We start from the raw sequence: 13329 nt of genomic DNA on the forward strand, positions 1-13329 counted from the left end.
CTCCATTCTTTAAAAGCGGATAATGCGATATTAACGTTTCTGAACTGTTTTTATATTTTTGCATTTTTATGCCAGATTCTCGCATTATTGCACTTAATTCTGTCACATCTGTTTATATTTCAAATCACATGAATTTGTCAAATTAGATGCATATTATGCAAAAAAAGAGTTACTCCGAAACTAATAATTTGTTAGGAACATGCTGTAATTGTAAGTAACCATCTTAATAATGGTGTAAATGCCTGTGGAATGATGTGCTTCAAGCTTTTCGATCTCAATTCCATAAAGCTTGAACACATCTGCTGCGAAGGTATCGACAATATTCACAAGCTCATCTATCTCCATGTTCGATATTGCTGGTCATTATATCTTTTGATATTGGTCTCAGCTATCAACTCGATTCCCTGAAGCACTTTTCCATTTCTGTAATACTATATTTAAAAGGTATGCAGTAGCCATTACAATAATTATGGTAGCTCCGGATGCGATATCAAAATAGTATGATAGTATCAGTCCGGTTACGGTGAATATAGCACCGAACAGTATGGAGAGGTACATCATGATCTTCATGTTGCTGGTGTACTGACGGCTCAATGCTGCAGGAATTGTAAGAAGGGCTATTACAAGTATCAGTCCGACCACGCGTATCATCACTACGACTGTCAGTGCAATAAGGCATAGTAGTAGGAGGTATAACTTTTCTGTAGGAACTCCTGATACTTTGGAGAATTCCTCATCATAGCACAGTGCCATGAACTCTTTGTAAAGTACGTATACAGTCCCTATGATCACTGCATCGAGTGCCAGCATCAGGTAGATATCCGAACCGGGCACGGTCAATATGTTCCCGAACAGGTATGTCATAAGGTCAGGGGCATACCCGGGTGTCCATCCGATGAATATAATTCCAATTGCCATTCCAAGGGACCAGAGAATTCCAATGATGGTGTCTTCCGGAACATCCGATCTTTTACTGATAGTTCCCATTGTCAGGGCTGAGAACAGGCCGAAAGGGAGAACTCCGAACATCGGGTTGATCCCGAGGAAGTAACTGATACCAATGCCTCCAAAGGAAGCATGTGCAATACCACCACTGATGAAGACGATCTTCTTTACTACAACATAAACACCGATTATGCCACATGCGATACTTGCCAGTAATCCTGCAACAAGGGCATTTGTCATGAACTCGTATTGTAAAAGCTCTATCATTGAAGTTCCTCTCAATGTTCATGTAATACCCTGTGCGGGACACCATGTGCAATAAGCTCCACAGGACATCCGTATGACTCTTCTATATCTTCAGGGTTCAGCTCCTTTGAGCCGTGGTAGTATAGTTTACCGTTAATGCAGGCGATCTTGTCAACAAGGACTGATACTGCGCTCAGGTCGTGGGATACCATGATAATGGTCACCTTTGACTTAAGCTTCCCCAGAAGTTCGTAGAACTCTTTCTGCATCCGGGTATCAATACCCGTTACCGGTTCATCTAAAAGGAGGACCTTTGGGTCGCTTACGAGAGAACGTGCAATGAAGACCCTCTGGCGCTGACCGCCTGAAAGTTCTCCTATCTGCCTGTCACGAAACTCGAGCATATCAACAATTTCGAGTGCCTTATATGTTGCTTCACGGTCCTCATCAGTGTAATGCTGGAACAATCCTTTTGTTCCCAGGCGTCCCATAAGCACAACTTCCCATACACTGATGGGGAAATCAATGTTCGAGGGCCCGTACTGTGGCACATATCCTATTACCTGATGTGCCTTCTCCGGACTTTTTCCGAGAACTTTCACTTCTCCTTTTTGTGGTTTTATCAATCCGAGGATGACCTTTAATAAGGTACTCTTCCCACCGCCGTTAGGTCCTATGATTCCCAGGAAGTCCCCTTCGTTAACTGTCAGGTTCACATCTTCCAGTACGGTGAGTTTGTCATATTTTACCCATACATCCTTAAGACTGATCACTTCTGCCATTCAATCCCTCATTCTTTTGTAATGCCCTGTGAAAATGCTTCGGTGATAATGTCAAGATTGTCGATGTACTCTTTTGCAAGGGGGTCCACAGTTACCACTTCACCATCAATTGCAGATGCGATCGCTTCAGCACTCTGTGTGCTGAACTGTGCCTGTACGAATATCACTTTGATATTTTTCTCTTCGGCTTCATCAATAAGTCTTTGCATATCCGCTGGGCTTGGTTCCTTTCCTTCTTCCTCGATAGTTATCATATCGAGTCCGTATTCAGTTGCAAAATAGTTCCAGGAAGGATGGTATGTCATGAAACTGCCGCCTTCTTCACCAAGAGTGGCTCTAATTCTGGCATCAGCTTCGTCCAGCTCTTTCAGGTAAGCCTCTTTGTTCTGTAAGTAGAGCTCGCTGTTATCCGGATCGATCTCGATAAGGCCAAGGTATGTGTTCTCGACCATGATCTTAGCATTCATTGGAGATGTCCAGATATGAGGATCAATTCCTCCATGGTCGTGACCAGCTTCTTCTTCACCTTCATGCTCTTCTTCATGCATTTCAATTATCGTGATTCCTTCTGAGCAATCCACTATCAGCATGTCTTCATTTACCGTTTCTATCTTCTCAAGCCAGACGTTCTCAAAAGGCAATCCTGATCCCACTGTAAAATATGCTTTTGCATCTGCTACATCCCTCAGTTGACCGGCTGTTGGTTCATGAGTGGCAGGACTTGCTCCGGGCGGTATCAGGACAACGACATTAACTCTGTCGCCAGCTATTTTTTCTACAAATTCCTGTTGTGGCAGTATGCTTACCGCAACAACGATACTTTCATCCTGATTGGTGTTCTCTTCTGTCTGGTCAATGCAACCGGATATGAATACTGCCATCAGTAAAGTGAAGAGGCTCAATATGAGTTTAATATTTCTGTTCATGCTATCCATCTTGCAGCGGTTTTAGTTTCGGCTTTTCCTTTTTTACACATTTTTGGCATTATACCAAAAAAAACCAATTTCATATTTTCACTTTATAGTTAAAACATATTACTTATATATGTATTCCGCCTTCAAAACGAATTGTTCACATTTCATTCAATAATTTTGCCATACCCCAAATTTGGTATTTATGACTGTTTTTGATATTGCAAGCCTCTTTTATTAGGAACGTACATTATTTTTTAGATGCGCTTTCATATGTTTCACGTTTATTTTCCAGGCTTCAAGATCCAAATAACTAGTACCATTTGATTAATTATTTATAAACATATTAATTATGTTATAATGAATGAGGTAGAAAATGAAAAAAGAATTTCAATTATTTATCTGTTTATTGATCGTTTCTGGAATATTGACACTATCCGGTTGTGTTGATGATTCTCCGGACATGCCGGATGTTACGCAAAGCGAGTTGCAGAATGATGTCCTGTATCAGGTATCGACCATTGATGCCTTGCTTGAGGGTTTGTATGATGGGCAGTTGAGCATGGGTGAACTGAAAGAGCAAGGAGATCTTGGTCTTGGGACATTCGATGCTTTAGATGGCGAGATGATCGTTATTGATGGTGAGGTCTACCAGATGAAAACCGATGGATATGCCTATTCTGTGGACGATACCGTCACTACGCCCTTTGCCGCTGTAACTGATTTTGAGACGGATGAGTCCATTGTATTGAAAGAACCATCCCACTCCTCTGAAGTTGCTTTATTGATATGGGAATTGCTTCCTTCAAAGAACTTGATGTACGCTATACGAATTGACGGTACGTTTGAGCATATGAAAGTACGCAGTGTCCCTGTTCAGGAAGAGCCATATCCTCTGCTGGTCGATGTGATCGCTGATGAGCAGGCTGTGTTTGAGCTTGAGGACGTTGAGGGCAGTATTGTAGGTTTCTGGCTGCCTTACTATGTTGAAGGCATAAATGTGCCGGGTTACCATTTCCATTTCATTGACACTGGCAGGGAAAAAGGCGGTCATGTACTTGAGTATGTGATCCGGAATGGTACTATATATATAGATCAGACAGCAGGTTTTGAATTAGTACTTCCAGAGTCTGCTGAGTTTATGAATGGGGATATTTCACGTGACAAAGGTGATGAGCTGCACACTGTGGAAAAGGATGATAAATGAAGGTGGGCCTGTTTTCCGGTCACCCATGATTTTTAATTCTAAGGCGAGAAATCCCCTTGTGTGAGTTGGGGGCTGAAAGCCGTACCACTCCTAAATTTTTATGCGAAATGTATATACATTGTTAAAACTATTGACATAATAATGCTAAAAGCTTACAAATATCGATTATACCCTACTGGATCTCAAAAAGAGATCCTTCTGAAACATATCGGTGCATGTAGGTTTACATATAATTGGGCATTAGAACAGAAGATCAAAGCATACGAAACTGATAAGAAGCATTTGTCAAGGTTCGAATTGCAGAGCTGTCTTGTTCATGAGCTGAAGCCAGAGAACACATGGCTCAAGGAAGTTAATTCACAAGCGTTGTTGAATACACTAATCAACCTTGAATCCGCTTTCACCCGATTTTTCAGGGAAAAGAAAGGATTTCCAAGATTCAAGTCAAGGAAGGTCCCTTTCCAATCGTTCCAGATTCCACAGCACTATGTCGTGGATTTTGAGAACAATACGATCAAGCTCCCTAAGATAAAACAACCGATCAGGGCAAAACTGCATAGGAAGTTTGAAGGGAAACTGAAAACCGCAACGGTATCATTTACAAAGACGAGGAAGTTCTATATCAGTGTCCTTGTAGATGATGGAAAGGAACTTCCTGAAACACAAAAATTTGATAATAATTCAACATTGGGAATAGATGTGGGTGTAACCCATTTTGCTACACTCTCCAGCGGCAAAAAGATCGACAACCCCAAACATCTCAAAAATAGCATTAAAAGATTGAAAGTCCTGCAAAAAAGGTTGAGTAAAAAACAAAAAGGCTCACAGAACTGTGACAAAGCAAAGCTAAAAGTGGCAAAACTTCATGAAAGGATACGAAACCAGAGGATAGATTTCCTGCACAAGACCTCTTCTAAACTGGTAAGCGAGAACCAAGCAATAGCAGTGGAATCTCTGGATGTATCTGGTATGCTGAAAAGTCATTGTCTTGCACAATCGATCAGTGATGTTTCATGGAGTGAGTTTTTCCGACAACTTGAATACAAAGCACAGTGGTATGGGAAAACATTGTTAAAGATCGGTCAGTTTGAACCATCTTCGAAATTATGCAATATTTGTGGACACTATAACGGTGAAATGACACTTGCAGATCGAAAATGGGAATGTCCGGATTGTAGTACAAAACATGATAGGGACATCAATGCCGCAATTAACGTCAAGAAGTTTGCACTTCAAAATCAAAATTTACTAAACATTTGACACCCTCGGAACGAGGGGAAGAGCCTGTGGACTTGTGAACGATGGTTCAAAGAATGAAGCAGGAAGCTCCGTCCGTAAGGACGAGTAGTTCACATAGGTTTGTAGCAATAGAAGCGCTACAATACCTAAGAGATCTTTTTAATTTAAACCAAGGTGAACATATGTACGCAGACAGAATCAACGCATTACCTCCTTATTTATTTGCAACAATCGATGAAGCAAAGGCAGCCCAGAAGGCAAAAGGTGTCGATGTTATCGACCTCGGTGTGGGTGATCCGGACCAGCCAACCCCATCTCATATTGTTGATGCCATGTGTGAAGCGGTAAGGGACCCTGGCACCCATAGGTACCCTTCCTACACCGGCATGATGGAGTTCAGGGAAGCAGTAGCAGACTGGTGCAAGGAATCCCGCGGTCTTGAACTTGATGCTGCAACAGAGACCCTCACACTTATCGGTTCAAAGGAAGGTGTTGCACACGTTCCTCTTGCATTCATCAACCCGGGCGATGTGGCACTTGTCCCTGATCCAGCATATCCTGTTTACAAGATCGGAACACAGTTCGCCGGTGGGGAGCCCTACATCATGCCTCTTCTTGAGGAGAACGGCTTCCTTCCTGACCTTGAAGCTATCCCTGCAGACAAGCTTGCAAAGGCCAAGCTCATGTTCCTGAACTACCCTAACAACCCAACATCTGCAACTGCTGATGTCAAGTTCTTTGAAGAGGTCGTGGAATTCGCTAAAGAGAACGATGTTGTTGTAGTTCATGACAATGCTTACTCTGAGATGGTCTATGATGATTACAAGGCACCAAGCTTCCTTAGCGTAGATGGTGCAATGGATGTCGGAATGGAGCTTTACTCCATGTCCAAGACCTACAACATGACCGGCTGGAGACTTGCATTCGCTGTTGGTAACAAGGACCTCATCACAGGATTTGGAAAGGCAAAGTCCAACATCGATTCCGGTGCATTCGATGCTATCCAGAGGGCAGGTATCACAGCTCTCTCAAGCTCACAGCAGTGCGTTGCAGATATGAACACAATGTATGAGGAAAGGCGAGACGTGCTTCTTAAAGGCTTAAGGGGCATTGGTCTTGATGCAAAGGCACCAAAGGCAACTTTCTACATGTGGGTACCAGTTCCGGATGGTTATGATTCCATCGGATTCTCCAAGCTCTTGCTCGAGGAAGCAGGAATTGTAGCAACACCAGGTGTCGGCTTCGGTGAATACGGAGAAGGTTATGTGAGATTTGCTCTTACACAGTCCGCTGACCGCCTCGAAGAAGCTGTTGGAAGAATGGAAAAACTGACCATTTAAGGTCAGATCAAAGTTATATCAAAATAAGTAATGCCACCAATCTTCGGTGGCATCATCTCTTCTTTTTTACTTGTTTGTGAACTTTGGACCAGCCAAAGGTTTGATTGATTGATTGATTGATTGATTGATTGATTGATTGATTGATTGATTGATTGATTGATTGATTGATTGATTTTTTTTGATCACTTCAAAAGCGAATTTGGATGAATGTGACCACTTCTGATCATGTGGTCAACGATCACCAGTGCCATCATGGCTTCTGCCACAGGGACCATTCTTGGTGGGATCGTCGGGTCGTGGCGGCCTTTGATGTTGATTTCAGTATCCTTCATCTCTTTCATGTCCACGGTTTGCTGCGGTTGTGAAATGGATGGGGTTGGCTTGACTGTAGTGCGGCAGATAATGGGCATTCCCGTGGACAATCCGCCGAGTATTCCGCCTGCATTGTTGGTCCGGGTTGCTACCATTGCATCTTCCATGACAAAAGGGTCGTTCATCTGGCTGCCTTTCATCCGGGATGCCTCAAAACCTGCACCGATCTCTACAGCTTTGACCGCACCGATGCTCATCATGCCCTTTGCGATATCGGCATCCAGCTTGTCAAAGACCGGTTCGCCGATGCCTGCCGGAACGCCGGTTGTAATGATCTCAACGACTCCTCCTATGCTGTCATGCTCTTCTCTTGCTGCTTCGACCTCTTTGAGCATCTTCTCTGCGGCTTCCAGGTCTGCACATCTGACAGGTGTCTTTTCCAGGTTTTCCCTGATAGCATCCAGGGGCATTGGTCTTGCATTTACTGTGCCAAGTGCTATGACGTGGGCAATGACCTCTATCCCGAATTTTGCAAGTATCTCTTTTGCGATCGCACCGGCGGCTACTCTGCCAATGGTCTCACGAGCGGATGAACGCCCGCCACCACGGTAGTCGCGGATACCGTACTTTTTCATGTATGGGTAATCTGCATGTCCCGGCCTTGCAAGGTCTTTGATGTTGTCGTAAGAACTTGATCTGGCATCCTTGTTCCATACCATCATGGAAATTGGTGTGCCGGTTGTCTTGCCTTCGAAAATACCTGAAAGTATCTCAACGCTGTCTGCTTCAGAGCGCGGGGTGGATACCTGGCTCTGTCCGGGGCGTCGCCTGTCCAGTTCTTTCTGGATCATCTGCGGCTCAAGAGGAAGTCCTGCCGGAACTCCATCTACCACGACTCCCAATGCTTTTCCATGTGATTCTCCCCAGGTTGTGATCCTGAACGAGTGTCCAAAGGTATTTCCGGGCATGTTGATCAATTCCATTTGATGTTATTTTATTTTTTTTCCCTAAATGGGTCGATGTGAACCAATACTTCGGCTACACCTTCCAGTTTTTCTTCAAGATGGTCCATGACCCGATGTGAGATCGCATGAGCTTCGGAAACGGTCATGTCAGGTTCTACCATGATATGAAGGTCGATATGTATGTTGCCTTTACATCCTCTGGTCCTGATCTTGTGGCAGTCACGAACTCCATCTATCTCATAGGCCAGTGAACAGATCACATCTTCTTCAAGCTGGGCTGCATCACACAATGTGTTGGAACTTGCCATTATTATTTTGATGCCGGCCCTGACAATTACGGCTGCTATTATCAGTGATATCAGAGGATCTACTATTGGGTATCCTGCTTCGATCGCTACAAGTGCCACGAGTACTGAAAGTGAAACGAATATGTCACTTCTGGTGTGGATGGAATCGGCCAGCAGTATCTCGCTGTTAAGTTTTTCACCCTTTCTTCTTTCATATTCGGTTACCATCAGGTTAACAGCCATTGTGCCTATCATGACGATAAAGCTCAGGCCGGTTACGGTGGGTTGTATGTCCGATGTGAACCTTGTAATTGAATTATGGATTATCTCGAACCCGACGAAGATTATCAGTACTGCAATGACGATGGATGCAAGGGTCTCGAACTTCTGGTGTCCATAAGGATGTGTCCTATCAGGAGGTTTGGCTGCAACAAAGATGGCAACGATCCCGACGATGTTTGATATCCCGTCAAAAAGGGAATGATAACCGTCGGATTTCATGCTGAGAGTATTTGTAATTGTACCATAGATTATCTTTGCAAAAGCTACTATCAGATTCAGAACTAATATAATTACCAGTATCTGCTGTATCTTCTTCGAACGCTCATCCATGAAAATCTTTCCAACAATATCTTTGACGTGACATATATAGTTATGTTGAAATTTCAGACCTGCTTAAATAATTATATCACTTATATGTCATTAATACAATATACTGACAAAAAAGATGATAAAAAGACGATATACAGTAACATTATAGAATATCAATGAGGTCTATATTAATGGTAAAAATCGCAGTTACAGGTAAAGGGGGTGTTGGCAAGACCACCCTGTCCGGAACTCTTGCAAGGCTGCTTGCCAGGGACGGTTACGAGGTACTTGCCATTGATGCTGATTCGGATATGAACCTTGCATCTTCACTGGGTATAGCCGAACCACCACGTCCGCTCACGGAGTACAAGGAGATGATCGACGAGCGTGCCGGCGAGGTTGGTGGCATGTTCAAGTATAACCCGAAAGTGGATGATGTCGTGGACAAGTTCGGCGTTGTCGGCCCAGATGGCGTTAAGATGCTGGTAATGGGGACAGTGGAGCGTGGAGGAAGCGGTTGCATGTGTCCTGCATCTGCATTTTTGAGAGCATTGCTTCGCCATGTGGTGCTAAAGGATACCAGTGCACTGATCATGGATATGGAAGCTGGAATTGAGCACCTTGGTCGTGGAACGACCCGTGGTATCGATCTCATGATCATTGTAGTGGAACCGGGAATGCGCTCCATTGAGACCGCTGGAAGGATCAAGGAACTTGCGGGCGGGATCGGTGTGAAGAACCTTGCTGCGGTTGTCAACAAGGGGACCTCTGCTGATGTTAAGCCAAAACTTGCTGAGCTTGGTATTCCGGTTCTTGGCGAGATCCCGTTCTCTCCGGATCTCATGAATGCTGATTTTGAAGGCAAGTCCCCGATCGATGCAGGCAGCGAGAGTATTGCTTCCTTTGTGGAAATAAAGGAAAAAATGCTTGAAATGATCGAGAACTTCAGTACGGATGAAGATAACTGAATACTCACAGGTCGAACCATTCACTACAAAGGATGGCTCGACAATCCGTGAATTGATGCATCCGAACATCGGTGGCAGCAACAGTCAAAGCCTTGCAGAGGCAACCGTTCCTGTGGGATGCAAGACCCTTGAGCACCGACATCATGGGTCAGAAGAGATCTATCATATAACAACTGGAAGCGGTCTCATGACCCTGGGGAATTAGGTTTTCGGGGTGAGTGCCGGTGACACCGTTCTGATCGATCCGGGTGTCAGGCACAAGATAGAAAATACCGAGGGTGAAGACCTGAAGATCCTGTGTTGCTGCTCCCCGGCTTATTCACATGAAGATACTGAACTGCTGGAATGAACACGTCTTCTTCTCCTTTTTGCTCTTTCCCTTTCTATTCTTTTATTCTTCCTCTTTACTTTTTGGAATAGGTTCCCATCAACTCTCCTTCTGCAATGATGTGATCCTGCATTGCCTGTTCCAGAGCTGTTCTTGTGGAACCTGAATTAAGATCAATCATGGTGTCCAGAGCATATGCCCGGAAAAAGTAACGATGAGTTCCTGAGGGTGGGCATGGCCCGATATAATCTGTTCCTTTAAAATCGTTAAGTCCCTGTACTCCCGGGACGACGTCCTCGTTGATGATCGATCCCGGCTCGATGTTCCATACTACCCAGTGGGTGAACGTTCCCCCCGGAGCATCGGGATCATCGACTATCAGCACAAGGCTTTCGGTATTCTCGGGCAGGATGCCGGGTACAAGTTCCGGATTAATATTGTCTCCGTCACAGGTGTATCGTGAGGGAATCTCAGCGTTGTTGTCAAAGGCGCTTGTCGAGATCGTGAAGGTATTCTGGTTTTCATTCTCAATTATATCCGGTATTGGTTCAGGTTCAGTATCAGTGGTCGTGCAGCCTGATACTGCTATGACCATCATTATTGTAGCTAATGCAACAATCTTCGTAAATGTACTCATTTCAATTACCCCAATCCTACATTTGCCTGTACCTTTAATAAACTATATATCGAATAGGTGGTTTTCAATTATATTGTTCGATACATTCCTAACGATCATTGGGGGGCAATGCTGTTGAAAGTGGCAGGAAATATCATATCAAGGTTGCAAAAGACCGAAAAGGTGGAGAGGTTCAGGCTGTCCCTTCAGCTCGTTGGCCTTGCTATCTTCATATATTTTGGTTCGCAGTCAACATTCTATGTTGTTCTCCTGTCTGTTCCCGTTGCTCTGCTATTCGGCCCGGTCTACTGTGGATGGATGTGCCCAAGGGGCATGTTCCAGAATATCATTGGTGCCATGGGGAAAAGGGTCCTCGGTAAAAGATACAACAAACTGGTCCCCAAAAGGATCCATAAGCCGTTGCTATATTTCCGCTATGTAGTATTGCTCTTCCTGCTGACTTCTCTGGTGCTGCATGAGCTCTAGGTCATTGACGATATCATCATGGAATCGGTGGTAACAGATGGCCTGATCGTGGTGATGGTAGTCTCGATACTCCTGTCCTTCTTCGTGGACCGGGCCGCATGCAGGTACTTCTGTAAGGAAGGTGCAGCTGCTTCGCTGACAAACCTTGTTAAGATCAGGATGATCAGGCGTGACCCTTCGATCTGTAATTCGTGTGGTATATGTGACAGGGTGTGTCCGATGTGGATCGATGTTTCAAAAAAGGATGTTGTCAGGGACACTGCCTGCATCAGTTGCATGAAGTGTGTTCAAAAATGTCCTGTGGATGCGCTTAAAGTTGAATGAATTAAATGAAGCTGAAAATTTGAGGAAAAAAAGGTGATCAGGGATTAAACCCGATCATGCTTCAATGCAGTTTTCCCACAGACCGTGGATGTTACAATATCCAAGAGCACAGAATGCCTTGTATTCACCAATGTTCTCAAGCTTGAACCAGCAGTCAGGTTTTGTATTACCCGGGCTGAAGTTCACTCTTCCGAGGTTAACGACTTCGCCGCCATCTTTCTTGCCATAAAGCTCTACCCAGGCAATGTGGTGCTCAACGGTATTTGGATGTGCGGTCTCTTTACCTACGATTACCCGAATCAGGTCAGCATCTGTTCCTCCATGGCCTTTGAGGATCTCAATGGTAGGTACATGTTTTTCCTTCATTGCGCTTTCTGCTTCAATGTCCTTTCCTTTGACTAACTCTCCAAAATTCAAAGATTTCACTCCTTTATGGTTTATTCTTCATTATTTATCATTGGTTGAGATATATGCTTTTTATGGTTGAGCACTCCGTGAGTGTCGAGCATACTGGTGGTATGGTAGTGTCTTTACTTTAGAATAGTCGTGCAAAACAGGATACTACCACCGTGCTCTTTAAGAATAGTACATCAGGCGTGTATATCAAGAGGAATGTTTCTTAAAGAACTCAATATTCGATGTCTGAGTTTTTATTTATATGTGAGCATTTTAAAAAATCAGATATGGAATGTTAATGATTGGAATATTGATGCAAAGTTATTAGGAAACAGAAGGTTGAGGTGAGTTTTGGAAAGACACATCTTTACACACGCACGATCATCCATTCAGCCCATATTGTGAACATGACTATAATTGCACATATGGAACCATCGATTAGGTTTTGTTTGTTTATGTTTGCCCCTGTCATGATATTATTCCTCCTTGATCTACTATATCATTTGTTCACACATATCAATACCTTGACCACATTTTGTGTAATTGTGACCATTTGCTGCGTTTTAGTGATAGTGATCATTTTTTGGATAACTTTTAATATCAATATTAAAAATAACCAAAGCATGACTAAAATTATTTTAGTATTATTTCTATTTTCGATGGTTATTATGTCTGGATGTGTGAGTACTGCAGAAGAAACACCATCTGATGTCGTTAAACAGTTTTTTGATCTTCAAACAATGAATAAGGATCAGGAATGCTATGATCTGATGTCTGAAGATTATCAAAACGAGCATGATCTTGACGCATTCATGGATCAATTAAAAATTAATGGTAAAACTTCTGCTAATTATCGATTATTTAAAGTTGTCAATGAAACTGAAGTGATTGCTGGTGAGCATTCAATTGTACGAATTCATGTTATAGAACAGTCAAACCTTTCAGCTTTCCATGAGTCTGAATTGAATGGATCTGGATTAGGCCAGGACCTTCTGGAAACTCGGGAAATTGAATTATTCAAAGAACAAACTGGATGGAAACTTAAAAGTGTCTACCCAGAATTGGTCATTAACAAGGCAAACTACTCAGTGTTTTATTTTAATTAATGAAACCAAAAGAAATAATCGTTAATTAGTAAGAAAATCCAGATTTGTTTTACAAAAAACAGAACTGAGATGTCAATGATTGGAATAAGGGCACAAAGTTATGAAGAAACAGAAGTTTTAGGTGAGTTCTAAAAGGGCAAAAAAGTTAGTTATGGGGGGTGGGGGTACAGCCCTTAAAGAACTCGCTGAAACCACTAAACATTACACAACTATATAAACATTTCCACATGGGGTAATCGAAAAGGAATATATTAGTGATTGGAATAAAAGCACAGCCCGA

Annotated in this window: 17 protein-coding genes; 9 read left to right on the plus strand and 8 right to left on the minus strand. The window is 43.2% G+C overall.

What is annotated here, in order from left to right; translation table 11 throughout:
• Nucleotides 1-180: 180 nt before the first annotated feature.
• The 4 genes from E7X56_RS11725 to E7X56_RS04515 are packed head-to-tail and all read right to left on the minus strand — an operon-like array spanning nt 181 to nt 2854.
• Nucleotides 181-345, minus strand: a complete 165-nt coding sequence (locus E7X56_RS11725) for a hypothetical protein (RefSeq protein WP_167879444.1) — start codon at nt 343-345, stop codon at nt 181-183.
• Between the two features lie 39 nt (nt 346-384).
• The gene (locus E7X56_RS04505; protein WP_135605248.1) at nt 385-1212 is read right to left on the minus strand and encodes a metal ABC transporter permease; all 828 of its coding nucleotides are present in this window, start codon (nt 1210-1212) and stop codon (nt 385-387) included.
• Nucleotides 1213-1223: 11 nt separating this feature from the next.
• Nucleotides 1224-1973, minus strand: coding sequence for a metal ABC transporter ATP-binding protein (locus E7X56_RS04510; RefSeq protein ID WP_135605250.1), 750 nt, complete (start codon nt 1971-1973; stop codon nt 1224-1226).
• An 8-nt stretch (nt 1974-1981) separates the two neighbouring features.
• On the minus strand, nt 1982-2854 hold the full coding sequence (locus E7X56_RS04515; protein ID WP_244603400.1) for a metal ABC transporter solute-binding protein, Zn/Mn family: 873 nt from the start codon (nt 2852-2854) through the stop codon (nt 1982-1984).
• Nucleotides 2855-3260: 406 nt separating this feature from the next.
• On the opposite strand from E7X56_RS04515, the gene budA reads away from it, so the two are divergent.
• From budA to E7X56_RS04530, 3 genes are all read left to right on the plus strand, one after another.
• A complete protein-coding gene (gene budA / locus E7X56_RS04520; protein WP_135605254.1) occupies nt 3261-4091 on the plus strand; it encodes an acetolactate decarboxylase in 831 nt (276 codons plus the stop codon).
• A gap of 141 nt (nt 4092-4232) precedes the next feature.
• Nucleotides 4233-5351, plus strand: a complete 1119-nt coding sequence (tnpB, locus tag E7X56_RS04525; protein WP_135605256.1) for an IS200/IS605 family element RNA-guided endonuclease TnpB — start codon at nt 4233-4235, stop codon at nt 5349-5351.
• Nucleotides 5352-5512: 161 nt separating this feature from the next.
• Nucleotides 5513-6670, plus strand: a complete 1158-nt coding sequence (locus tag E7X56_RS04530) for an LL-diaminopimelate aminotransferase (RefSeq protein ID WP_135605258.1) — start codon at nt 5513-5515, stop codon at nt 6668-6670.
• Nucleotides 6671-6852: 182 nt separating this feature from the next.
• Here E7X56_RS04530 and aroC read toward each other — a convergent pair whose 3' ends face one another.
• On the minus strand, nt 6853-7950 hold the full coding sequence (gene aroC / locus E7X56_RS04540) for a chorismate synthase (protein ID WP_135605260.1): 1098 nt from the start codon (nt 7948-7950) through the stop codon (nt 6853-6855).
• A 26-nt stretch (nt 7951-7976) separates the two neighbouring features.
• Nucleotides 7977-8846 (minus strand): cation diffusion facilitator family transporter, encoded by an 870-nt coding sequence (locus E7X56_RS04545; RefSeq protein ID WP_135605262.1) that lies wholly within the window; start codon nt 8844-8846, stop codon nt 7977-7979.
• 170 nt (nt 8847-9016) lie between these two features.
• Here E7X56_RS04545 and E7X56_RS04550 point away from each other — a divergent pair, with 170 nt between their 5' ends.
• From E7X56_RS04550 to E7X56_RS12170, 3 genes are read left to right on the plus strand one after another with little or no spacing between them, the layout of a single operon-like run.
• Nucleotides 9017-9793, plus strand: coding sequence for an AAA family ATPase (locus E7X56_RS04550; protein WP_135605264.1), 777 nt, complete (start codon nt 9017-9019; stop codon nt 9791-9793).
• Nucleotides 9780-9998 carry a hypothetical protein gene (locus E7X56_RS12065; protein WP_244603401.1) on the plus strand — a complete coding sequence of 73 codons (219 nt, stop codon included), beginning with the start codon at nt 9780-9782 and terminating at the stop codon, nt 9996-9998. The genes E7X56_RS04550 and E7X56_RS12065 overlap by 14 nt, the downstream gene beginning before the upstream one ends.
• 9 nt (nt 9999-10007) lie before the next feature.
• Nucleotides 10008-10142, plus strand: coding sequence for a hypothetical protein (locus E7X56_RS12170; protein WP_256360044.1), 135 nt, complete (start codon nt 10008-10010; stop codon nt 10140-10142).
• Nucleotides 10143-10197: 55 nt separating this feature from the next.
• On the opposite strand, the gene E7X56_RS04560 is transcribed toward E7X56_RS12170, so the two are convergent.
• Nucleotides 10198-10758 carry a YbhB/YbcL family Raf kinase inhibitor-like protein gene (locus tag E7X56_RS04560; protein WP_135605266.1) on the minus strand — a complete coding sequence of 187 codons (561 nt, stop codon included), beginning with the start codon at nt 10756-10758 and terminating at the stop codon, nt 10198-10200.
• Between the two features lie 120 nt (nt 10759-10878).
• Here E7X56_RS04560 and E7X56_RS04565 point away from each other — a divergent pair, with 120 nt between their 5' ends.
• A complete protein-coding gene (locus E7X56_RS04565) occupies nt 10879-11223 on the plus strand; it encodes a 4Fe-4S binding protein (RefSeq protein WP_244603403.1) in 345 nt (114 codons plus the stop codon).
• Nucleotides 11224-11241: 18 nt separating this feature from the next.
• Nucleotides 11242-11547: a 4Fe-4S dicluster domain-containing protein gene (locus tag E7X56_RS04570; RefSeq protein ID WP_135605270.1), complete on the plus strand. Its 306-nt coding sequence runs from the start codon at nt 11242-11244 to the stop codon at nt 11545-11547.
• Between the two features lie 54 nt (nt 11548-11601).
• On the opposite strand, the gene E7X56_RS04575 is transcribed toward E7X56_RS04570, so the two are convergent.
• Nucleotides 11602-11964: a class II SORL domain-containing protein gene (locus E7X56_RS04575; protein WP_091688917.1), complete on the minus strand. Its 363-nt coding sequence runs from the start codon at nt 11962-11964 to the stop codon at nt 11602-11604.
• Nucleotides 11965-12566: 602 nt separating this feature from the next.
• Between E7X56_RS04575 and E7X56_RS04580 the strand changes: the two genes are divergently transcribed.
• The gene (locus tag E7X56_RS04580) at nt 12567-13049 is read left to right on the plus strand and encodes a hypothetical protein (RefSeq protein WP_135605272.1); all 483 of its coding nucleotides are present in this window, start codon (nt 12567-12569) and stop codon (nt 13047-13049) included.
• Nucleotides 13050-13329 lie beyond the last annotated feature (280 nt).

The sequence above is a fragment of the Methanococcoides sp. NM1 genome, assembly GCF_900774285.1.
Lineage (GTDB): Archaea > Halobacteriota > Methanosarcinia > Methanosarcinales > Methanosarcinaceae > Methanococcoides > Methanococcoides vulcani.